Annotated in this window: 19 protein-coding genes and 1 pseudogene; 12 read left to right on the top strand and 8 right to left on the bottom strand. The window is 61.5% G+C overall.

Features of this window, described 5'->3' with window-relative positions; translation table 11 throughout:
• Position 1: 1 nt before the first annotated feature.
• Positions 2–1,909, bottom strand: coding sequence for an ABC transporter ATP-binding protein/permease (locus K2Q04_RS21560; protein WP_291167549.1), 1,908 nt, complete (start codon positions 1,907–1,909; stop codon positions 2–4).
• Positions 1,910–1,951: 42 nt separating this feature from the next.
• Positions 1,952–3,613, bottom strand: a complete 1,662-nt coding sequence (locus tag K2Q04_RS21555) for a LysM peptidoglycan-binding domain-containing protein (protein ID WP_291167547.1) — start codon at positions 3,611–3,613, stop codon at positions 1,952–1,954.
• Positions 3,614–3,811: 198 nt separating this feature from the next.
• On the opposite strand from K2Q04_RS21555, the gene K2Q04_RS21550 reads away from it, so the two are divergent.
• Positions 3,812–4,465, top strand: a complete 654-nt coding sequence (locus K2Q04_RS21550) for a TIGR00730 family Rossman fold protein (RefSeq protein ID WP_291167544.1) — start codon at positions 3,812–3,814, stop codon at positions 4,463–4,465.
• A 6-nt stretch (positions 4,466–4,471) separates the two neighbouring features.
• Here the strand turns inward: K2Q04_RS21550 and K2Q04_RS21545 are convergent, their stop codons facing one another.
• The gene (locus tag K2Q04_RS21545) at positions 4,472–6,535 is read right to left on the bottom strand and encodes an acyltransferase family protein (protein WP_291167542.1); all 2,064 of its coding nucleotides are present in this window, start codon (positions 6,533–6,535) and stop codon (positions 4,472–4,474) included.
• 130 nt (positions 6,536–6,665) lie between these two features.
• Between K2Q04_RS21545 and meaB the strand changes: the two genes are divergently transcribed.
• Positions 6,666–7,640, top strand: a complete 975-nt coding sequence (gene meaB, locus K2Q04_RS21540; RefSeq protein ID WP_291167539.1) for a methylmalonyl Co-A mutase-associated GTPase MeaB — start codon at positions 6,666–6,668, stop codon at positions 7,638–7,640.
• Positions 7,641–7,702: 62 nt separating this feature from the next.
• On the opposite strand, the gene K2Q04_RS21535 is transcribed toward meaB, so the two are convergent.
• On the bottom strand, positions 7,703–8,704 hold the full coding sequence (locus K2Q04_RS21535; protein WP_291167536.1) for a magnesium transporter CorA family protein: 1,002 nt from the start codon (positions 8,702–8,704) through the stop codon (positions 7,703–7,705).
• A 237-nt stretch (positions 8,705–8,941) separates the two neighbouring features.
• The gene (locus K2Q04_RS21530; RefSeq protein WP_291167533.1) at positions 8,942–10,378 is read right to left on the bottom strand and encodes an amino acid permease; all 1,437 of its coding nucleotides are present in this window, start codon (positions 10,376–10,378) and stop codon (positions 8,942–8,944) included.
• A gap of 333 nt (positions 10,379–10,711) precedes the next feature.
• Here K2Q04_RS21530 and K2Q04_RS21525 point away from each other — a divergent pair, with 333 nt between their 5' ends.
• Entirely contained in the window at positions 10,712–10,954 is a 243-nt protein-coding gene (locus tag K2Q04_RS21525) for a CDGSH iron-sulfur domain-containing protein (RefSeq protein WP_291167530.1), read from the top strand.
• Between the two features lie 189 nt (positions 10,955–11,143).
• Here K2Q04_RS21525 and K2Q04_RS21520 read toward each other — a convergent pair whose 3' ends face one another.
• Complete coding sequence (locus K2Q04_RS21520; protein WP_291167527.1) at positions 11,144–11,410, bottom strand: hypothetical protein; 267 nt, start codon at positions 11,408–11,410, stop codon at positions 11,144–11,146.
• Between the two features lie 374 nt (positions 11,411–11,784).
• Between K2Q04_RS21520 and purB the strand changes: the two genes are divergently transcribed.
• From purB to K2Q04_RS21495, 5 genes are all read left to right on the top strand, one after another.
• The gene (purB, locus tag K2Q04_RS21515) at positions 11,785–13,092 is read left to right on the top strand and encodes an adenylosuccinate lyase (RefSeq protein WP_291167524.1); all 1,308 of its coding nucleotides are present in this window, start codon (positions 11,785–11,787) and stop codon (positions 13,090–13,092) included.
• A 101-nt stretch (positions 13,093–13,193) separates the two neighbouring features.
• Positions 13,194–13,949 carry a phosphatase PAP2 family protein gene (locus K2Q04_RS21510; protein ID WP_291167521.1) on the top strand — a complete coding sequence of 252 codons (756 nt, stop codon included), beginning with the start codon at positions 13,194–13,196 and terminating at the stop codon, positions 13,947–13,949.
• 110 nt (positions 13,950–14,059) lie between these two features.
• Positions 14,060–14,860: a phosphatase PAP2 family protein gene (locus tag K2Q04_RS21505; protein ID WP_291167519.1), complete on the top strand. Its 801-nt coding sequence runs from the start codon at positions 14,060–14,062 to the stop codon at positions 14,858–14,860.
• Entirely contained in the window at positions 14,854–16,023 is a 1,170-nt protein-coding gene (locus tag K2Q04_RS21500; protein ID WP_291167516.1) for a glycosyltransferase family 2 protein, read from the top strand. The genes K2Q04_RS21505 and K2Q04_RS21500 overlap by 7 nt, the downstream gene beginning before the upstream one ends.
• The gene (locus K2Q04_RS21495) at positions 16,020–17,552 is read left to right on the top strand and encodes a glycosyltransferase family 39 protein (protein WP_291167513.1); all 1,533 of its coding nucleotides are present in this window, start codon (positions 16,020–16,022) and stop codon (positions 17,550–17,552) included. Before K2Q04_RS21500 ends, K2Q04_RS21495 begins: the two co-directional genes overlap by 4 nt.
• A 74-nt stretch (positions 17,553–17,626) precedes the next feature.
• Here the strand turns inward: K2Q04_RS21495 and K2Q04_RS21490 are convergent, their stop codons facing one another.
• The gene (locus tag K2Q04_RS21490) at positions 17,627–18,115 is read right to left on the bottom strand and encodes a ferritin-like domain-containing protein (RefSeq protein WP_291167511.1); all 489 of its coding nucleotides are present in this window, start codon (positions 18,113–18,115) and stop codon (positions 17,627–17,629) included.
• Positions 18,116–18,316: 201 nt separating this feature from the next.
• Between K2Q04_RS21490 and K2Q04_RS21485 the strand changes: the two genes are divergently transcribed.
• Positions 18,317–18,901, top strand: coding sequence for an alpha/beta hydrolase (locus K2Q04_RS21485; protein ID WP_291167509.1), 585 nt, complete (start codon positions 18,317–18,319; stop codon positions 18,899–18,901).
• Positions 18,902–19,035: 134 nt separating this feature from the next.
• Here the strand turns inward: K2Q04_RS21485 and K2Q04_RS21480 are convergent, their stop codons facing one another.
• Positions 19,036–19,362 carry a DUF1476 domain-containing protein gene (locus K2Q04_RS21480; RefSeq protein WP_291167507.1) on the bottom strand — a complete coding sequence of 109 codons (327 nt, stop codon included), beginning with the start codon at positions 19,360–19,362 and terminating at the stop codon, positions 19,036–19,038.
• 377 nt (positions 19,363–19,739) lie between these two features.
• Between K2Q04_RS21480 and purC the strand changes: the two genes are divergently transcribed.
• The 3 genes and pseudogenes from purC to K2Q04_RS21465 form a co-directional block, all read left to right on the top strand.
• Positions 19,740–20,555, top strand: a complete 816-nt coding sequence (gene purC / locus K2Q04_RS21475; RefSeq protein ID WP_291167505.1) for a phosphoribosylaminoimidazolesuccinocarboxamide synthase — start codon at positions 19,740–19,742, stop codon at positions 20,553–20,555.
• Between the two features lie 139 nt (positions 20,556–20,694).
• Positions 20,695–20,934 carry a phosphoribosylformylglycinamidine synthase subunit PurS gene (gene purS / locus K2Q04_RS21470; protein WP_092866429.1) on the top strand — a complete coding sequence of 80 codons (240 nt, stop codon included), beginning with the start codon at positions 20,695–20,697 and terminating at the stop codon, positions 20,932–20,934.
• 3 nt (positions 20,935–20,937) lie between these two features.
• A pseudogene (locus K2Q04_RS21465) lies at positions 20,938–21,138 on the top strand (hypothetical protein); the annotation flags it as partial.

Here is a 21,138-nt window from a genome sequence, read left to right as displayed (position 1 = left end):
GTTACGCCGGCTCGCCGGCTTCCTCGAGCGCATGAGCAAGTTCTTCGCGTGCCTTCTCGGCCTGTCGCTGACGCGCCCAGAGGCTCGCATACAGCCCGTTCTTCGCGATCAGCTCGCCGTGCGTGCCCTGCTCTGCTACGCGGCCCGCCTCCAAGACCAGAATGCTGTCCGCATGAATGATCGTCGATAGCCTGTGCGCGATGACGACCGTCGTCCGGTCTTTCGAAACGCGGTCCAGCGCGTCCTGGATTTCCCTTTCCGTATGGCTGTCGAGCGCGCTCGTCGCCTCGTCGAGCAGCAGGATCGGCGGCGCCTTCAAAATCGTACGCGCAATCGCGACGCGCTGCTTCTCGCCGCCCGAGAGCTTGAGCCCCCGCTCGCCGACCATCGTGTTGTATCCATCAGGAAGCCCGCGAACGAAATCGTCGATCTGCGCGAGCTTGGCAGCCGCATAGACTTCCGCGTCCGTAGCATCGGCCCGGCCGTACTTGATGTTGTAGAAAATCGTATCGTTGAACAGCACCGTATCCTGCGGCACGACGCCGATGGCCGCGCGCAACGAATGCTGCGTCACGTCCCGAATATTCTGCCCGTCGATCGTGATCCGACCGCCCGTCACGTCGTAGAAACGCAAAAGCAGCCGTGCGACGGTCGACTTGCCCGCACCCGACGGCCCGACGATGGCGACCATCTTGCCCGCCGGCACATCGAACGAAACGTCCTTCAAAATCACGCGCTCCGGATCGTACGCGAACCCAACGTGATCGAACCGGATCGCTCCGCCCGATACCTTGAGTTCCTTCGCACCGGGCTTGTCGGCGACTTCGGGGTTCTGCTCGAGCACTTCCATCATGCGCTCGATGTCGGTCAGCCCCTGTTTGATCTCGCGATACACCATGCCCATGAAGTTGAGCGGCATGAAGAGTTGCAGCATCAGCAGGTTGACCATCGCGAAATGGCCGACCGTATCCTTGCCGGACACGATGTCCGTAGCCGACATCACAAGGCAGATCGTCAGCGCGATCGTGAAGATGATCGCTTGGCCCGAGTTCAAAACCGCGAGCGACGTATACGTCTTGATGCTCGCCTTCTCGTAAGCCGCCATCGACTTGTCGTAGCGCGCCGCTTCCCGCTCTTCCGCGCCGAAGTATTTCACGGTCTCGTAATTCAGAAGACTGTCGATCGCCTTCGTATTGGCGTCCGTGTCGCTCTCGTTCATCGCCCGGCGGATCGAAAGCCGCCAGTTGGTCGCCTTCACCGTGAACCACAGGTAGGCGGCAATCATCAGGACGATGGTCACGATATAGCGCCAGTCGAACTCGTAAGCGCAGACGGCGATGATCATCAGAAATTCGACGATGGTCGGAATGAGCGTCATCAGCGCCATGCGGCTGATGTTTTCGATCCCCGCTCGGCCGCGCTCCAGAACGCGCGTCAGGCCGCCCGTCTTGCGCTCGAGGTGGAACCGCAGCGACAGCCTGTGCATATGGTCGAATGTCGACAGCGCAAGCTTTCTGACCGCATGCATCGCAACGCGCGCGAACATGCCCTCGCGGACCTGCACGAGCAGCGACATCACGATCCGCGCTATACCGTAGAGAATAGTCGCCACCACCGGCGCGCCGATAAGCCAGGGCAGCGTTTGGTTGCTCGACACGTGGCCGCCGGTCGATGCGACGAGCGCATCCGTCGCCCACTTGAGCGTGAACGGCACCGTGACCGTCACGCCCTTGGCAATGACGATAATGACGAACGACCAGATAACCGTCCGCTTGAGGTCCGGCCGGTCCTTGGGCCAAACGTAGGGCCAGAGAGCTTTCAGAACCCGAGACGTCTCGGCGGAGGGGGTAACGCGCGCCAGCAATCCATCGCGGACCGCCGCGCACCAATTGACAAAGGCGCTTTGCATTGGGCTTCAGATAGGATCACGCGGCGCGAAAGTCCATCACAGTTACCGCCGGGGCAGATAAAGCCGCTCGCACGGACGGATCAGGTTGGGATTGCGGATAACGTCCTGGTTCGCGCGGTAAATCCGGCGGAAATACCAACCGTCGTGATAGTGCCGAAGGGCGATGAGCCACAGGTTGTCGCCGCGTGCGACCGTATAGCGGCCCGGCAGCAGAACCTTGTGGCCCGCAAGCCGGCAGCGGCCCTGCCGCGGACGCCTAACCCAGCGCTTCACCACCGGACCACCCTTATGCACCGAGGTATTGGCCCCGCTGTTGACTGAGCGATTGCTCGCTTGCCTGTGTAGGCGGGCGTGATGAGGGCGCGCCTTCCGCCCTGCGGCTTTGGCTTCGCTTTCGCCGGAGGACTTGCCTTCGACTTTGCCGGCGGGCTGCGCGCCACTGATAGACGGTTGCTCGGGGGCGCTCGGCGCAGCCGCGACGTCGGTCTCATCCTTATCTTCGTCCTCGACCATTGCCTGCTTGGTCGGAGCCGAGGCTTGCGGAGCGGTTGCCTGCTTGGCTTCAGCGTCTTTCTTGGCAGCCTCCTGGGCCACGCGTTCTTTTTCTGCAGCCTCGTTTGCGGCGACAGTCTTCGCCCGGGCCTCGGCCTCCTGAGCGGCCGCGACCCTGGCGGCTTCCTCATCCGCCCGCCGCTTCGCTTCCGCTGCCTTGGCTTCTTCAGCTGCCTTGGCTTCTTCAGCTGCTTTGGCTGCCTCGGCTTCTCTCAAGGCTTGCTGCCGGTCTTCCGCCTCCTTTGCCTCTGCCGCTCTTTTTGCAGCAGCGGCTTCGGCAGCCTGCTTCTCGGCGATCTCACGCTCTTTTGCCGCCGCAGCCGCTTTCTCAGCTGCCTCCTTCGCAGCGGCTTCCTCCGCGGCTTTCTGCTTCGCCGCTTTCTCCTCCTCGGCGAGCCGAAGTTCGGCCTGCCGCTTTTGCTCCTCCGCGCGGCGCTTTTCTTCCACCGCTTTCCGTTCCCCGTCGATACGAGCCGCTTCCGCTTCGCGAGCCTTGGCTTGTTCCGCAGCCTTCGCGGCAGCGTCGGACAGTTCGCGCTGATGCTCGGCTTCAGCCTCGGACGCCAGCTTGGCCTGCGCCGTACTGAGCGCCTCTTGCGCGCCAGCCGCAGCAGCCGCTGCGTCCTCGTCCTTCACCTCTTCGATCTTGCGCACAACGGCGTCGCCCGTAGCAGCCGACGGCGTCGACAATCGGCGAATGATCGTCGATTGAAATTCGCGATTGGCGCGCGCCAGCCAATCTTGCACACGATCGGCAATTCCAAGCTCCTTCGGCGGCCAGTAGCCGCGAGCGAGATCGCTGTCCTTCTCGGACGAAACGTCGGCGTCGGTGGGATTAGCATCGGGCGGCCGGACATCAATCTCCCGCGCATCGGAGCTTGCCGGCGCGTCGGGCTGCTTCGAAACATCCTCGGCCAACACGGGAAGCCGGTCCTCGGCATCGAGCGTATCTTCGCTATCGATCGCGACCGGAGGAAACTCGCTGGCGATAATGACAGTTGTCCCGCTGGACGCCATATCCCCCTGCTCGATGGCGGCCCCGAGCGGCAGCGGCAAGAGCCCGGCAAGGACGAGAAGCGCTGCGACGGCGCCAGCCCGCGCGCTTACGAGCGCGGTTTTCTTCGCGGAAACCGTGGCTTCGTCATTTTTCATAACATCGCCTTTTAAGTCGATTATGAACTAAGCACACGTGTCACGCTCTCGCCAAGCCCAAGAGCTACGACGACGCGAAAAATTCCTCTGGAACGGACCGCGCGCCCCGCAAAAGCGGCATGCGTCCTATTCCTACTCTGGTGGCCCGCCGGCGAACCCCCAAATACTGATGCTACATCGTTTGAGAATGGACCGAGAATGAATGAAATGACAAAAATGGCCGGCGCACCGGCAAGCGAAAATAATTCCATCCCCCCCTCAAAAATCGAAGGCGTCTGCGTTTATTGCGGCTCCGGAAAGGGACTGAACACAGCTTACACCCTGGCTGCACGCAAGCTCGGCAAGGCGCTTGCCGACAACGGCATCCGCCTGATCTACGGCGGGGGCAGCCTCGGCTTGATGGGCGAGGTCGCCCGCTCCGCGCTCGGCGCCGGCGGCAAGGTCACGGGCATCATCCCGGAATTCCTCGGCAACCGCGAGTTGATGCTGAAAGACGTCGACGAGCTGATCGTCGTCGAGAACATGCACACGCGCAAACAGCTGATGTTCGATCGCGCAGACGCGTTCGTGGCACTTCCCGGCGGCGTCGGCACGCTCGAGGAACTCGTCGAACAGTTGACGTGGTCCCAGCTCGGCCGTCACGCGAAGCCGATCATCATCGTCAACATCGACGGTTTCTGGAATCAGTTCCTGAAGCTTCTCGATCACATGAAGCAGGAAACCTTCATCCGCGACGGCCTCGACGTGCGCTTTACCGTTGTCGACAAGGCCGAAGACATCCTCCCCGCGATCCTCAAAGCCGCGAAGCCGCAAAAACCCGCGACCGAGGAAAACGTGCTGAAAAAATTCTGATTGTCCTTAGTGACGAAGAGTGAGCGACCGCCCTCCGTCGTGGCGCTCGGCCTCATCGCCAAAGATTTCGGCCACCATCGGCTCGAGTTTCGCAGCACCGAGAGGCGTCAGATGATGCCGGTCGCCGTAAAGCGGCTCGCCCTCGCGAGAATAGGGGCACGTGGAAGCGCCGCACAGATGCTTGTGCGGGTAGAACACCCGGACATTCGACATCGTTGAGATCTGATCGAATGCCGTCATGACAAGTTTTTGCCGTTCCAAGAATTCCTCAAGAGACGCCTCTTGAGGCAAAGGTTCGGCCCAGAAGCGGGACTTGATTATCGCCGGTGTGATTTCTTTCGATTGGACCGGAATGGACCCGATGACGACAACCTCCTTGCCATTCTGAAGCAGCAGATTGATCGTCGCGGCCAGCGCATCGGCAAATGCCTTGCCATCGGCTCCACCTCGGCTCTTGTCGGAAAAAATTTCACCATTGCCGTCACGCCAGAAATTTGGCGCAAATGCCCCCCAGTACCCTTCCAAAATGACTCGCTTGATGTCTGGATCCAGACTCCTTTTAAACGTGGCCGTATTGAGCGCCCGGCAGGTATTGCTGAACTTGCCGCCACGGAATGTGACATCGAACAGCGGCGGACACCCCGGATACGGCGCCACCATCACACGGCGATGCGTCTTCTCCGCGTACGATGCGAAGACCGGAACCAGTGCTTTCGCGTGGCTATCGCCCCAGAGCAGCGTATCGGCAGGGACGCTGCCGTCGCCAATCTCGTAGACCTCGCTTGGCCAGCCGCCTGCCGACGGCGCGGGGCGGCCGAACCGTTCCACCGGAAGCGGCATCTCGGTCATCGAAGCGGCTACGACGTCGGCCGGCCAGGTTTGATAGTTGCTTGGCCGGCGGTTGATGCTGCTGCCGGCGACGTGAAGAACCACAACGGCCAGCGCACCCGCGATAAATACCGGCCACCGGGCCGAGCCCGTTTTTGCTCGCCGGAACGGTTGCTCGACAAAGCGCCACGACAAGAAGCCAAGCGCGACGGAGAGCCCGAGCAGCACAAATTTAGCAGCAAGCGCGGTGGCGGCATCCTGCCCGAACAAATGCGGCAGCCGGTATCGCGCGAGAGTGATCAGCGGCCAGTGCCACAGGTAGACGGAATACGAGATCAACCCAAGCCCGACGACCGGTCGCCACGAAAGAGCGCGCTTGACGATGGTCGCCGGTTCGTGTTGACCGCCGGAGTGAATGATGAGGACGGCCCCAAGACACAACGGCAGAGCCGCGAGACCCGGAAACGGCGTTTCAGATGTGTTCGTGAAAAACGCGAACGCGATTAGCGCCGCGCCAAGCACAGCCTCCGCTTCGCGAACGGCCCTATTCTTCAAATCGGGAAGCGCTCCAAACGCCAGAAGCGCCCCCGCGAGCAATTCCCACACGCGCCCGGGCGTCGAGAAAAATGCCCCCTTGCGGGCGACCTCGACGCTTTCAATGCTCAAAACGAGCGCTGCCGCGGCAACGATCGCCATTGCCGGAATGATGGCCCGGCGGCCGATCTTGAATACGAGAAGAAGGAAGAGCGGAAAGACGAGGTAGAATTGTGCTTCGACACTCAGCGACCAGGTGTGGAGCAGCGGATTTTCGGCGGCATCACGGGCGAAATAATCGGCGGCACGTTTAGTGAAATAGAAATTCGACGTTGATGTCACCGCTGCGGCCAGGGTCGCGCCGTATGCTTTGAAATCGCGCGGCAACAGGATCGTCGCCGCCAATGCGGTGGTGACCAGAGCGCAAACCACGAAGGCCGGAATGATCCGGCGGATGCGCCGATCGTAGAACCGCGCCAGGGAAAAAGTGCCGGTCTCGAGTCCGGACTTGATGATCCCGGTAATCAAAAAGCCGGAAATGACGAAAAAGACGTCGACGCCACCGTAGCCGCCCTGAACGCCAAATCCGAAATGGAAAGCAAGCACGCCGACTAGAGCGACCGCTCTGAGACCGTCGACGTCAGAGCGGTGTGCCGTGACCGCTCGACCTCGTATCGCCTCGACCGGCAATCGCCCCTTGTTAGACACTACGCCCCCCGACCAGGTGTCTTAGTGCCGCGAAAGGATCACATTCGCCCCACCACCTCAACCCCTAGTCGTCCGCTTGCGCGCGGCAACACACAGTTGCGCGCGGGCCGCTTCCCTTCTATCAGCGCGTATGGCCAAAACGACTGCAGATCCGCTTCCTCCAGTTGCCCGCATCCCAGCCGCCGACATCGCGGGCTATGTTGAACGCATGCGCGCGGGCGAACGCCGCGCCATCGCGACGGTAATCACCGAGCTTGAACGGCTCTCGGAAGCCGCGCCCGGATTGCTTCAGGCGCTGCAGCCCCATCTCGGTCATGCACTCGTCGTCGGCTTCACGGGACCGCCGGGCGCCGGCAAATCGACCCTCGTCAACGCCGTCATCGCGCATCTGAGAAAGCACGGCCGAACCGTCGGCGTTATCGCCGTCGATCCGTCGAGCCCTATCTCGGGCGGCGCGATACTCGGTGATCGCATCCGCATGACCGCGGCACTGGACGACGACGGCGTCTTCGTACGCTCGCTCGCCTCGCGCGGTTATCTCGGCGGCCTGTCGCCCGCAGCCGTCCGCATCATCGATGCACTCGACGGCGCGGGCTTCGATATCGTGCTGCTGGAAACGGTCGGCACCGGGCAGAACGAAGTCGACGTCGCGGAAGTTGCCGACATCCGCGTCGTCATCGCGGCTCCTGGAATGGGCGACGATATTCAGGCCATGAAGTCCGGCCTTTTGGAAATCGCCGACATCATAGTCGTCAACAAAGCCGATCGTCCCGGCGCCGAACAAACGATGCAGCAACTCATCGGCGCACTGTCGATCCGCGCAATGGCGTCAGAAAAAGTCCCGGTGCTGAAAACGAGCGCGTTGAGCGGCGATGGCGTTCCGGCACTCGTCGAAGCGTTCGACGAAATCGGCACCCGCGTCGCAGCCGACGGCGCGATCAAGAGACGGCGCCGCAGGGCTCGCTATTTGATCGCTCGCGCCGCCGCCGACATCGTCGCCGCCCGCATCAAGTCCGGCGGCAAGGAAGGTCTCGATCCGCTCGCCGACGCCGTACTCTCAGGCACGATGACACCGGACAAGGCAGCCCGCCGCTTGCTCGAATAGTAACCAGCCGACGCCCGGCGTTGGCGGCCGGCTCGCGGAACGCAAGTCGCCAACGCCGAACATCAAAGCCACCTGCGTCGCTTGAAATAGAGATACGGCAGGATCGCCGAGACGACCATCATGCCCAGCGCGAATGGATATCCGAGCCCCCACCTGAGCTCCGGAATATCCGCGAAGTTCATGCCGTAGATGGATGCGACCAGCGTCGGCGGCAGAAACACCACTGCCGCGACCGAGAATATCTTGATGATCTGGTTCTGCTGTAGATTGATGAGCCCGAGCGTCGCGTCGAGCAGGAAGTTGACCTTGCTCGAAAGGAACGTCGCCTGATCCGTCAACGCGACCACGTCCCGATACAAAACCTTGCTGCGCGCCTTGGCTTCCTTCGTGACCTTCTTGTCCTGTTGGTCGACGCTGGTGTGATAGGTCAACACGCGGTTGATGCTGACCAGACTTTCGCGGACTTTCGTCAACAGATCTCCGTCCTGGCCGATCCTCTCGATCGCCGCCTGCAGATCTTCGCTGGAAGGTGAGGCCTTTTCCTTTCCCTTCCCGCCCTTACGAAAAACTTGCCGCGAAACCTGATCGATCCCCGTCCCAACGCGCTCGAGAGCATCCGCCATCCGATCGAGCAGCGCTTCGATCAGGCCCATCATGATCTGCTCGCCGTTCCCGACCGGCACCGCATTGGAACGCTGCGCCCGCACCACGAAATTGGCGAAGGCCTTGGGTTCCGCGTAGCGAACGGTGATGAGCGTGGTGCCCTTGAGCACGAACGTGATCGGCGTGTTGATCGGCTCGTCGCTTTCAAGCTGAGACGCGGCCGTCAGCGTCATGAACTCGGCGCCGTCCTCCTGATAGAGCCGGGCAGAGACTTCGATCTCCTGCATCTCCTCCCGCGTCGGCAGCGAAATTCCGAGCAACTGCTCCACATAGCGATTGTCCTGGGGAGCCGGATTGTAGAGATCGATCCAAAACGGAAGATCGATCACCCCAGCATCTGCTTCAATGCCTTCCTGCGCCAAAACGAGATGCGAATTTTCGCGGCGATAGCTGCGCAGCATGTATAGGCCCTTCCCGGTTCTCGGCCACCACGCAGCCGTCCGAGCGGGCCTGGTATCAGGCGAGCTCGAGGGATACGGGCGATATCGAAGTGTCGCTTCGACTGTCGCAGTCCATTTTTGTTGATCCTCGTATCCGGGCCGACGGAAGAGCAGGCAAGCTTTCAGGCGGCCGCGGTCGGCCGGGAACCTACTCTCGCGCTTCGTCTTTTTCCAGTGGGGTCTTGAGAGTTAATCGGCCTATGCCACCGCGAGTCGGCTGTGCCTGATGGAATACACAAAATAGATGACGAGCCCGACGGCCAGCCAGACGATGAACCGCAGGTGCGTTTCGAACGGCAGGAAGGCAATCAGCGCCCCGCACGAAAGTATGCCAAGCGTGGGAATGATGAGGCCGCCCGGCATCTTGAATGGCCGCGGCAGATCCGGGTGTGAGAATCTGAGCGAGATCACACCGGCGCACACGAGAACGAACGCCGCTAGCGTCCCGATATTCACCAGTTCGGCAAGAACGCCGAGCGGAATGAAGCCTGCCATGACCGCCATGACGAAGCCGACGATGACCGTCGTGCGAACGGGCGTATGCGTGCGGCGGTTGACCACGGAAAAATACGGCGGGAGCAGTCCGTCTCGCGACACACCGACGATGATGCGCGTCAGGGCGTAGTAGAGGACGAGCATGACGGTCGTCAGCCCCGTGATGACGCCCGCGGCGACCAGCGCCGAAGCCCAGTTGTACCCGATCTTTTGAAGCGCGAACGCAACGGGCGAGGAGACATTAAGCTCGGTGTAATTGACGATGCCGGTCAACACGCCCGAGACGACGATGTAGATGATCGTGCAGAAGATCAACGAGCCGATGAGCCCCCGCGGCACGTCACGTTGCGGGTCCCGGGCCTCTTCGACCGCAGTCGAGACCGCATCGAAGCCGACGTACGCGAAGAAGACGAGAGAAGCGCCCGCCAGAATGCCGACCGGCCTGCCTTCCGCATTGTGTTCGAACCAGCCGAAGGGGGCGAACGGCGTCCAATTTTCGGGGTGGATGTTGAAGATCGCGACGGCCAGAAAAATCGCGATCGTCCCAAGCTTCACCGCCACCATCGCCGCATTGACCCGGGCCGTCTCCTTCACCCCGATGATCAGCATGATCATCAACAGGAACACGATGCCGAATGCTGGGAGGTTCACGATCCCGCCCGCGAAGGGTCCCTTCGTGAACTCCGGCGGCAGGCCAAGTCCGATGGCCGTGAGCGCGTTGTTGAAATAACCCGACCAGCCATTGGCCACCGCCGCAACCGAAACGCCGTATTCGAGAATGAGGTCCCAGGCGATGATCCAGGCGATGAGTTCACCGAAGGCCGCGTAACTGTAGCCGTAGGCACTGCCGCAACCGCCGACGCTTGAAGCAAGCTCGGCATAGGACAGCGCCGCGAATCCGCACGCCAATCCCGCAACGACGAACGAAAGCACGACTGCAGGCCCCGATTGCGTCGCCGCCGCCACGCCCGTCAGGACGAAAATGCCGGTTCCGATGATCGCGCCGATGCCGAGCAGCGTCAGATCGAGCGCGCTCAAGACGCGCTTCATGCCGAAGTCCGAGTCGTCGTAGGCGACAGATTTCTTGCGGAAGAGATCGGCCATGCGCGGGTCCCTCATGATCTGGACGTCTTTGGTCACAGGACAATTTGGCGCTGGATGACCTTCCCCCCTCGGACGGCAATTCCCCTCGCCGCCACCCCTGTCAGGACACCACGCGCTTCTCTGCGAGCTTCGCCCAGCCGTTTGCCGATGTCTAGGATGCCGTTGCCGAAAAATGTTGCCCGCCTGCTTGTTAGGCAGATCGCTGCGAATCGACCAAGCTGGCCTGCTGAACAGAACACTACGGGCCCTTGCCCGGCGCTCCTAAACCCGATAGCGAGTCAAAAAACGAGGGGTGCACCAGCTCGGTTCGTCAAGCCGACTTGAACGAGCCAAGCTCAGCGTGCCAGTCGAGCGAGATGGAGTACGACGATGTCTGACGAGGCCGTAGTCGCCCAAACCGGGCCCTATCAGGTCGACCTCACTGAGGGCCAAGAGTATTGGTATTGCCGCTGCGGCAGATCCAAGACCCAGCCCTTTTGCGACGGCTCGCACGAAGGCACGTCCTTTGAACCGATGCGGTTCGTTCCGGACCACACGGGTACCTTCAACATCTGCGGCTGCAAGGCGACAGACGACGAACCCTATTGCGACGGCACCCATAACGTCCTGTAGCGACAGAGCAACAGCAGGCGGCTTCGCGGCACCTTGCGCCGAAGGCTAAGCAGTCCCGGCCACATAAAAAAAAGGCCGCCTCGCGCCAGATTGCGCAAGCCGACCTGATGGCACGAAGGCCATCCATGAAACGAAGCTTAAATGCCGGTATTCCCAGCTTTGATATTCGGCGGAATTAGCGGCCCAGGATTAGCGACCCTGAGAGGCCAGCATGCATTCCGTCATTAGGCGTCGTTCTAGTTTCGTCAATACGTCCGGAATATCCCGGCCCGAATCCCGAAATTCAGTGATTCGTTCTTTCACGAGGGCGTAGCACTGGCGCGGATCGTCTTCCGACTGCTCCATCTGATGGACCAATTCAGCCAGTTCCCCGCTGCCCATCTGTTGCGACATGTTCTTCAAGTCTCCCGCTGTTGTTTTTATCTCGGAGTTCGAACGGGGGATCATTGTTGCCACCCGGGAAGAGCTCCTCGACTCAATTACATCCTTGGGTATTTCTATTTAGGCCCACCCGTACACGAATAGAATGCGCTAATTCGGCAGTAGACCGACGAATTTCAGGAGTGTGGCTTAACTGCCCTGAATAACACCTGAACGAAAAACAGAAATGCCCGCCTCGTAATGGGGAAACTAGGTCAGCCATTCGTGGCGATTAACTGGCAAGAATTAGAATATCGCTTCACGAATTGTTGCAAAAGCGTTGGGTGCAGGGCAGCAAAACACGCAGACTTAAGCGAAGTCTCGCTACCTAGCCTCGAAATGGGCCCCGGCGATTGATGCGCAGTGGCCCGTCTGCTACGCCTCCCGCGTTGCATCAAGGATTTAGCTCTATGATACCCCGCTATTCACGACCGGAAATGACGCGCATCTGGGAGCCCGAAACACGTTTCCGCATCTGGTTCGAGATCGAAGCGCACGCCGCGACCGCCAGCGCCCAAATCGGGATAATTCCCGAGGCTGCGGCAAAAAACATATGGGAAAAAGGTTCAGCCGCGACCTTCGACGTCGCCCGCATCGATGAAATCGAAGCGGTCACGAAACACGATGTGATTGCCTTTTTGACGCACCTCGCCGAGCACGTCGGCCCGGACGCCCGCTTCGTCCATCAGGGCATGACCTCGTCCGACGTGCTGGACACCTGCTTGAACGTCCAGTTGGTGCGCGCCGCCAATCTCCTGATAGCAGACCTCGACCGCCTTCTCGCCGCGCTCAAGACCCGCGCATTCGAATACAAGGATGCGATCACCATCGGGCGCAGCCACGGCATCCATGCCGAGCCGACGACGTTCGGCGTCAAGCTCGCCTACGCCTATGCCGAGTTCGAGCGCGCACGCGAGCGCATGGTCGCCGCCCGCAAGGAAGTCGCGACGTGCGCCATCTCGGGCGCGGTCGGAACCTTCGCCAACGTCGATCCCCGGATCGAGGAATACGTCGCGGAGAAGATGGGGCTCGTTCCCGAACCCGTGTCGACGCAAATCATTCCGCGCGACCGTCACGCCATGTACTTCGCGACGCTCGGCGTCGTCGCCTCGAGCATCGAGCGCCTCGCGATCGAGATCCGCCACCTGCAGCGGACGGAAGTGCTCGAAGCGGAAGAATATTTCTCGCCGGGCCAGAAGGGCTCGTCCGCGATGCCGCACAAGCGCAACCCCGTGCTCTCGGAAAACCTGACGGGTCTCGCCCGCATGGTTCGCGCCTACGCGCTCCCCGCCATGGAAAACGTCGCCCTCTGGCACGAACGCGACATCTCGCATTCGAGCGTCGAGCGGATGATCGGACCTGACGCGACGGTGACGCTCGACTTCGCGCTCGCGCGCCTCGCGGGCGTCATCGAAAAGCTTGTCGTCTATCCGGAGACGATGAAGCGGAACATGGAAAAGCTCGGCGGCCTGCACAATTCCCAGCGCGTGTTGCTGGCTTTGACCCAGGCCGGTGTCAGCCGCGAGGACGCCTACGCGCTCGTCCAGCGCAACGCCATGAAGACGTGGGAACAGGGCAAGGATTTCTTGACTGAGCTCAAGTCGGACAAGGACGTCACCGCCAAGGTGCCGGCCGCCGCTCTCGAGGCGATGTTCGACATCGACTATCACACGGCCCACGTCGACACGATTTTCCGGCGCGTTTTCGGCAGCGCCTGAACGCGTCCGTCGACATCGTCACGGAAGTGTCACGAAACTGACGTGCTACTGCCATGTCGACTGCCGATAGGCTTCCAATCGAGATATGTCGGGGTGGTGGGATGTCGGCGCCGGACTCTGCTTTCGGGACGGAAGAGCGCCATGAGGGTGACGCGGCTGAAAAACGGCCCGTCATCGGCGCAATCAGCCTGCTCAAGGGCGCCGTCGCTGTCGGCGCCCTCGCATTCGCGGTATTCAGCTTAGCGCCGGGAATAGACCTCGCGATTGCGCGTCTCTTCTACGCCGGGAACGGCCAGTTCATTGGCAACCAGCTGGCGATGTTCGGCGTGCTGCGCTTCACCTTCAACGGCCTGTTCTATCTGACGTGCGCGGTGACCGCCGTCGGTCTTTTCATCACCGCACGGATAGCCGCCAGCTGGCTTGGTCTCGGCATACGCAAATGGCTCTTCATCGCCGTCTGCCTCCTGACCGGCCCCCTCGTCGTCGCCAACATCGGCTTCAAGGATCACTGGGGCCGCGCCCGCCCCCGAGACGTCGTCGAATTTGCCGGCAGCAAGGCATTCACCGCGCCCTTCCCCGCCTCGAACCAGTGCAATTACAATTGCTCGTTCGTTTCGGGAGAGGCCTCGTCGGTGTTCATGGTGCTGTTTGTTGCTGCGCTGCTCTTCAAATCCCTCTCGCGCAACTTTGTCACACTGAGCATCCTGCTGGGCGGCCTCGCCGGCTTGACGCGAATTGCTCAAGGCGGGCACTTTCTATCCGACGTCATCTTCGCCGGGGTGCTGATGGCGATAACCGCTGCAAGCTTGCAACTCCTTTTCGACACATTGGAGTCCGACCGTAAAAATTCGATCTAACCGGGTTCGGCGTAAGTGACCGGCACCGTCGAATGCTGCTACGTGACGTCCGGAAAGCGGAAGTCCAACCGAGCCTCGGGCGGAAAGCTTTGAGTCCGATGGGAATAATGATGGCGGCAGAGCCGCAAGCCGAGTTCGGCACGCAAGAAAAAAGCCGGAACGTTTCGTTGCTTCTCTGGGGCGCCGCGATCGTCGGCGTCATCGCTGGCATCGTCTTCAGCGCGTTCCCGGATATCGACATGAAGACGGCGGCGCTTTTTTATGAAGGCAACGGCGTATTCACCGGTAAAGGCGGCGGCGGCATCTTTTACGGCAAGTCGTCGACCGCTGCCGACCTCATCCGTTTTGTGCTCTTTCTGGCTTTCGTCGGTGTCGGTGTCGTCGCCGCCTGTGGACTCGCCACGACCGTCCTTCGCGGCCGCGCGTTTCTCAGTTTCACAGCCCCAAAATGGCTCTTTCTGGCAGCGTGCCTCGTCATCGGACCGGGTATCGTCGGCAACGCCATCCTGAAGGATAACTGGGGGCGCGCGAGACCCGTTCACCTCACGGAGTTCGGCGGCAGCAAAACGTATTCGCCGCCGCTTGTCCCCTCCAACCAGTGCGAGAAGAATTGTTCGTTCGTCGCGGGCGAGGCATCGATGGCCTACGCGACGCTCTTCGCCGCTGCATTTCTCTTCGCGGGCCTGGGCACCAGACTTATCTGTGCCGGCGTCCTCGCGGGGCTGTTCTCAGGCGCGGTGCGCATGTCGCAAGGCGCGCATTTTCTATCCGACGTCGTCTTTGCGGGAGTGGTCATGGCCGCAACCGTGGCCGCCATCTACCTGCTGTTCGATCTCATTGCGCGGACAGGCGGCGGCACCGATCCAGCGACCGGCCCGCCAAATCCGCTGGCCCGATGGTGCTCATGGTAACGTCCGAACTTGAAGCCGGATCTCCGAATTCCGATACCGTCAGCGCGCCTGTCGGATCGCGAAGCGTGATCGCCAGTTCCCGGCCGCGCCTCTCCGTCATCGTGCCGACCTACTGCGAAGCGGGCAACATCGGCGCGATGATCGCGGCTCTCGATGCGTCCCTCGCCGGCATCCGGTGGGAAGTCATCTTCGTCGACGACGACAGCCCCGACGGAACGATGAAAGTTATCCGGTCTCTCGGCGAAACCGACGACCGCGTGCGCGCCATGCGCAGAGTTGGCCGCCGTGGCTTGGCGGGTGCGGTGATTGAAGGGATGCTCGCATCCGGCGCCGACATCGTGGCCGTGGTCGATGCCGATCTTCAGCACGACGAAAAATTGCTCCCGCGCATGTTGAGCGAGATCGAAAGCGGCGCCGCAGACCTCGTCATCGGCACGCGCTACAGCCAGTCGGGCGAGGCGCGCGACGGCTTTTCGACCGCACGCCGCCTATCGAGCGAGCTTGCAACGCGCCTCTCGAACCTCCTCCTTCGGACGAACGTCAGCGATCCGATGAGCGGCTTCTTCATGATCAGAAGAGAACTCGTCGACACGATTGCTCCGAACCTGTCCCCTGGCGGCTTCAAACTGCTGCTCGACATTCTGGCTTCCGCGCCCGCGGGCATCCGCGTCCGCGAGATACCTTATGTGTTCCGCCCGCGCCGGGTCGGAAAGTCGAAGCTCGACGGCCTCGTGATTGCCGATTTCGTGGGGCTGCTTCTTTCCAAGCTCGCGGGCAACTTGGTGCCGCCGCGGTTCTTTCTGTTCGCGCTTGTGGGAACGCTGGGCCTCGTCGTCCACCTCTTCGCGCTCAGAAGCGCCATCGTCGTCAGCGACGCATCGTTCAATACGGCCCAGATCTTCGCGTCGTTCGTTGCAATGACGTTCAACTTCTTCCTGAACAACGTGCTGACCTTCCGCGACCGCCGCCTCAGCGGTTTCCAGGCAATCAAAGGCCTGCTGATCTTCTACGCCGTGTGCAGCGTCGGCGCGCTTGCGAACATCGGCGTTGCCGATCTCGTCTACAGCCACGACGCGACGTGGTGGCGTGCCGGTATCGCAGGCGCACTGATGGCGGCCGTCTTCAATTACGCGGTCAGCTCTGCATTCACCTGGCGCCGATGACGGCTAGTCTCACGACCATCACACGAGCGGCGCCTGAGCCTGCGCATTCCGAACCCGCGCTTTCAAAGCCGCCTCTCGACAGCCGGACGGCCATCAGCATCCTTCTGGCTGCCGTCCTCGCGCTCACCGCCATTCGTCTCGGCCTCGCGGGGGCTATCGGGCTCGTCGATGACGAAGCCTATTATCGGATCTGGTCGCTTGGCTTCTCGCTCTCCTATCTCGATCACCCGCCGATGGTCGCCTGGATCATCGGCGCGGGCCGGGCACTCGCCGGAGATACGTATCTCGGCATTCGCCTCCTCGCGCCGCTCATCGTCGCCGCCGGAGCCGCGATCCTTTGGCGAACCGCATATCTCCTCTACGGCCCCGAAATCGCGAGGCGCGCGGTTTGGATCATGCTGGCGATGCCGCTGCTCGCAGTCGGCGGCATCATCGTCACGCCGGATCTGCCTTCCGTGCTTACCGCAGGGCTCGTCGTCTGGGCGCTCGCAGAACTCGACCGGAGCCAGAATGCCAAATGGTGGCTGGCCATCGGCCTGTTCGCAGGCCTCGGCTTTCTGTCGAAATATACGAACCTGTTTCTCGGCGGCACGATCCTCGTCTGGTTGGTCGCGGGACCCGACAACCGCAAATGGTTTCGCGCACCCGAGCTTTGGATCGGCGGCATCATCGCGGCTGCCGTAGCGAGCCCGGTATTCATCTGGAACGCACAACACGGCTGGGCATCCTTCACGAAGCAATTCGGACGCGTCGGACACAGCGGCTCGGGCGGACTGAACTATCTCCTCGAATTCGTCGGCGCATTCCTCGCACTTGCGAGCCCGGTGATCGCGGTTCTCGCGATATGGGGCCTCGTCAGGGTTACGCGCTCGGCAGTCGTTAGCCGTGGCCGGAGCCGCCCCGACGTGCTGCTGGCCGCCGCCGTGCTCCCGATGCTGGTCTACTTCACCGCTCACGCGCTGCACGACCGCGTGCAAGGCAACTGGCCCGCGCCGCTCTATCCGTCTCTCGCGATCTGCGGAGCACTTGCACTCGACGCCGTGTCGCCGAAATGGCGGCGCACGACGTTTCTGTCCGCACTCGGCCTTGGCCTCGTGATGACAGCCGGCATCTATGCTCACGCGCTCCATCCATTGGTGGCGGTCGCGAAGGACCCGACCGAACAGATGCGCGGCTGGCCCGCGTTCGCCGATGCCATCGAAGCCAAGCGGCGCGAAACAGGCGCCGGCTGGGTCGCGACGTCGAGCTACGCGACGACCGGCCAGATGGCGATGGGGCTCAGGGGAAGAAGCGAAGTCGCGCAACTCGATCAGCGTATTCGCTATGAATTTTTGCCCCCGCTTCCGGCATCCGTGCTCGCCAAACCCGCCCTCTACGTCGAGCTTGAGAGACGCCTCGATCTCCCACTGATGCGCGAGAAGTTCCGCAAGATCGAGCCGCTCGGAACCCTGACGCGCAACAACGGCAGCCCCAACGGCGCGACGTACGTCGTCTATCTGCTCTCCGACCCGCCCGCGCCGCCGCTCTGATCGCGGAACGGTGACAAGGCTCAGCGCCGGTCCGCCGATTGGTTACGGCCGGCCCGGCGTGGAATGCCGAAGAACTATGCAGCTTCCTTGTTGAGACGGCCCTCGGCAAGCTTCGTCAGCTTGTCGTCGGCGCCGTATTCTTCCTTCAACGTCTTCTCGAGGATCGTCGCGATCTCCTTGTGACCCAAGAGCTTCGCCCACGAAATAAGCGTGCCGTAACGCGTGATCTCGTAATGCTCCGCAGCCTGACCAGCCGCGATCATCGCGGCGTCGCGCGTATCCGCATCCTTGATTTCCGACATCAGCTCTTCGCCTTCTTCCAGAATGCCTTTTATGGCCGGGCACTCCGTGGCCTTGGGTTTGCGGCCAAGAGATTTGAACACTTCATCAAGACGCGTGATGTGTTCCTGCGTCTCTTCCATGTGGCTCATGAACGCCTTCGCGAGCTGCGGCGAATCCGATGATTTCGCCATCTTCGGCAGCGCCTTAACGAGCTTGCTTTCAGCGTAATAAATATCTTCAAGCGTATGATTGAACAGGTCTTCTAGATTAGCGATTTTCATTGGGGCGTCTCTCCTCGGACTGGAACTGCTGAAGTCGCGTAATTCGCCAACGCCGCGCCGCGCTCGCGGTTCCCAGGATGAAGCATCCGCAGACTGCGGATCGATGCGGGGGTGCGTTAGCGATATCTGGTTGGAACCGCCGCCCCCGGTCGCTCTGCCGCTCTTCCCTCCTTGCACGCCGTCCGTTAATCAGACTCCCGCATGAAAACATCGGAAGTCGACATTCTCATTGTGCCCGGCTGGCAGGACTCCGGTCCCGATCACTGGCAGAGCAGGTGGGAACGAAATCTCAGGACGGCGCGCCGCGTCATCCAACAGGACTGGGATAATCCCGACGTCGAGACCTGGGGCGACCGCATGGCGAAATTCGCGGGCGGCGCAACGCAGCCTGTCGTCGTCGTCGCCCATTCGGTGGGCGTCGCCGCGACGATTTTCGCGGCCGACAAGCTGAAGCGGAACCGCGTCATCGGCGCGTTCCTTGTTGCGCCCGCCGATCTCGACCACGCCGACTTCTGGCCCGACACCGGCGGCAAACGTTGGCCGCCCGAGAAAGGCGCGCGCGGGTTTGAAACGATGCCGGAACGGCGCCTGCCGTTTCCCGCGCACGTCGTCGTCGCCAACAACGATCTCTATTGCAGCTACGCGCGCGCCGAGCACCTCGCGGGAAAATGGGGCGCGACGTTGAGCGACGCGGGCGAAAGCGGCCACATCAACATCCAGTCGGGCCACGGACCATGGCCGGAAGGACTGCTGCAGTTCGGTCAGTTCTTGAAAAAGCTCGGATGACCAACGCCGCCGCGCTGGCGTAGCACCAGATAACGAAACGGGGCCCACATGAGCCCCGTCGAAAAAATTCCCGACACTTCCGGCGTTGGCGGCCGGCTCCGCGAAGCGGAGTCGCCAACGCCCAAAAAGGACTCTCAGCTCTTCGCCGCCTCGATGTCGCTCACGGCTTTCGCAAGGGCTTCGCCCATGAACGCGCGGATCTCGGCGTCCGAAACAGCAATGCCCTTCGCGGCGAGATCGCCTTTCACCTTCCGGAAAACATCGTCATCGCCCGCCTCGGCGAGATCGGCCTTGCGAACTTCCTTCACGTAAGCTTCGAGCGCATCTCCTACGAGACCGAGCTTTGCACCGGCCCACTCAGCAATCGCCTTGTTGCGACGAGCCTCCGCGCGAAAGCGCAGATCTTGGTCATGGGCGAACTTGTTCTCAAATCCCCGCTCGCGGTTGTCGAAAGTCGTCATGGGTCATCTCCTCGTCCGGGCTGCCAGCCGGTATGGACTTTTGGTTGTATCGACAGCGATTACGCGCTGTGCGGGTATTGCAGACGTTCGCCAAACGCATATCTAGGCCCAGGGTTACCGCGCGCCCTGAGTTAAATCAACGGCTTGGCTGCCGGTCACCATAAGAGGTGCTGCGGCTCATGGTCTACATTGTGTCGCCCCCCTCCTTCGGCTAGTGTCCGCCCAAGACATCCGAGCGCGAAAGGTGCGCCGCTTCTTTCCCGACATGAAGAAAACACGTTGGAAAATCAAGGCGTCAGCGTCCGTGTACGAACTCGTGAAAAGATCCGTGTATCGCAATGAGTGAGAGCAAGCTGTTGATCCTCAGAGGTCCAGGAATGAACAAGCGTCGGCGAATTTACGAGGGCAAAGCAAAGGTCCTCTATGAAGGTCCCGAACCGGGCACCCTCATTCAACACTTCAAGGACGACGCAACCGCCTTCAACGCAAAGAAACATGCGTTGATCGAGGGCAAGGGCGTTCTGAACAATCGTATCTCCGAGTACATTTTTACCAAGCTCGGCGAGATCGGCGTGCCGACTCATTTCATCAAGCGTCTCAACATGCGCGAGCAGTTGATCCGCGAAGTCGAGATCGTGCCGCTCGAAGTCGTCGTGCGCAACGTTGCTGCAGGCTCGTTGTCGTCGCGCCTCGGCCTTGAAGAAGGCTCGCAGCTCCCGCGCTCGATCATCGAGTTCTATTACAAGAAGGACGACCTGAACGACCCGATGGTCTCGGAAGAGCACATCACTGCGTTCGGTTGGGCAACGCCGCAAGAGATCGACGAGATCATGCAGCTCGCGCTGCGGATCAACGACTTCTTGGTCGGTCTTTTCCTCGGCATCGGCATCCGCCTCGTCGACTTCAAGGTCGAGTTCGGCCGTCTCTATGACAACGAGCAGATCCGCCTCGTCCTCGCCGACGAAATCAGCCCGGACTGCTGCCGCCTGTGGGATATCCAGTCGGGCGACAAGCTCGACAAGGACCGCTTCCGGCGCGATCTTGGCGGCGTTCTCGAAGCCTATCAGGAAGTGGCTCGCCGCCTCGGCGTCCTGACCGAAACACCGCGTCCGCGCGGTGCGGGTCCGGTGCTCGTCGCTTCGAACACACCGATCAACGGTCCGGTCACGCCCGTAAACGGCAAGCCGAACTAAATTCGTTTCCCTCTCCCCATGACGCGTGCAGGGTCATGGGGAGAGGGTTAGGGTGAGGGGCAGCGATCACGTTCGCATGGTGGCCGCCCCTCACCCCAGCCCTCTCCCCGCTGCGCAGGGCGAGGGAGCAAAGGACGCCATGAAAGCCCACATCAAAATCACATTGAAGAACGGCGTGCTCGATCCCCAGGGCAAAGCCATCGAAGGCGCGGTCAAGGGATTAGGCATCACGGGCGTCGGCGACGTCCGTCAGGGCAAGTACATCGAGGTCGACCTTGCAGAGAGCGACCCGGCGAAGGCGAAAGCCATCGTCGAGCAGATGTGCAAGGACCTGCTGGCCAACACCGTCATCGAGAACTACAGCTACGAAATCGGTTGAGCGATGGCGCCGAGGTTGCGGACGACGCTTGCCTTGGTTGCGCTCTGGCCTTGGCCTGCGCTCTCTGAGCCCGCGTCCGTGGCGCCCGATCTCGATTGCAGCAAGGGGTTCGAGGCGCTCCGCAACTGGGCTGCATGGCTTCCAGGCGCCGGACAGGTAAGCGGCAGCAACCCGAACGTCGTCACAGTCGCGCAGCCTGATGTC

Origin of the sequence: Hyphomicrobium sp., assembly GCF_019753045.1 — a bacterium.
Lineage (GTDB): Bacteria > Pseudomonadota > Alphaproteobacteria > Rhizobiales > Hyphomicrobiaceae > Hyphomicrobium_B.
This window is presented reverse-complemented; position numbering and strand designations above follow the sequence as displayed.

Bases quoted from the DNA above. Each gene is read 5' to 3' on its own strand.
- K2Q04_RS21505 (WP_291167519.1), top strand. From the start codon at position 14,060: ATGGCGGCAGAGCCGCAAGCCGAGTTCGGCACGCAAGAAAAAAGCCGG.
- purB (WP_291167524.1), top strand. From the start codon at position 11,785: ATGATACCCCGCTATTCACGACCGGAAATGACGCGCATCTGGGAGCCC.
- K2Q04_RS21560 (WP_291167549.1), bottom strand. From the start codon at position 1,909: ATGCAAAGCGCCTTTGTCAATTGGTGCGCGGCGGTCCGCGATGGATTG.
- meaB (WP_291167539.1), top strand. From the start codon at position 6,666: ATGGCCAAAACGACTGCAGATCCGCTTCCTCCAGTTGCCCGCATCCCA.
- K2Q04_RS21555 (WP_291167547.1), bottom strand. From the start codon at position 3,613: ATGAAAAATGACGAAGCCACGGTTTCCGCGAAGAAAACCGCGCTCGTA.
- K2Q04_RS21490 (WP_291167511.1), bottom strand. From the start codon at position 18,115: ATGAAAATCGCTAATCTAGAAGACCTGTTCAATCATACGCTTGAAGAT.
- K2Q04_RS21495 (WP_291167513.1), top strand. From the start codon at position 16,020: ATGACGGCTAGTCTCACGACCATCACACGAGCGGCGCCTGAGCCTGCG.
- K2Q04_RS21535 (WP_291167536.1), bottom strand. From the start codon at position 8,704: ATGCTGCGCAGCTATCGCCGCGAAAATTCGCATCTCGTTTTGGCGCAG.
- K2Q04_RS21510 (WP_291167521.1), top strand. From the start codon at position 13,194: ATGTCGGCGCCGGACTCTGCTTTCGGGACGGAAGAGCGCCATGAGGGT.
- K2Q04_RS21550 (WP_291167544.1), top strand. From the start codon at position 3,812: ATGAATGAAATGACAAAAATGGCCGGCGCACCGGCAAGCGAAAATAAT.
- purC (WP_291167505.1), top strand. From the start codon at position 19,740: ATGAACAAGCGTCGGCGAATTTACGAGGGCAAAGCAAAGGTCCTCTAT.
- K2Q04_RS21480 (WP_291167507.1), bottom strand. From the start codon at position 19,362: ATGACGACTTTCGACAACCGCGAGCGGGGATTTGAGAACAAGTTCGCC.
- K2Q04_RS21525 (WP_291167530.1), top strand. From the start codon at position 10,712: ATGTCTGACGAGGCCGTAGTCGCCCAAACCGGGCCCTATCAGGTCGAC.
- purS (WP_092866429.1), top strand. From the start codon at position 20,695: ATGAAAGCCCACATCAAAATCACATTGAAGAACGGCGTGCTCGATCCC.
- K2Q04_RS21485 (WP_291167509.1), top strand. From the start codon at position 18,317: ATGAAAACATCGGAAGTCGACATTCTCATTGTGCCCGGCTGGCAGGAC.
- K2Q04_RS21500 (WP_291167516.1), top strand. From the start codon at position 14,854: ATGGTAACGTCCGAACTTGAAGCCGGATCTCCGAATTCCGATACCGTC.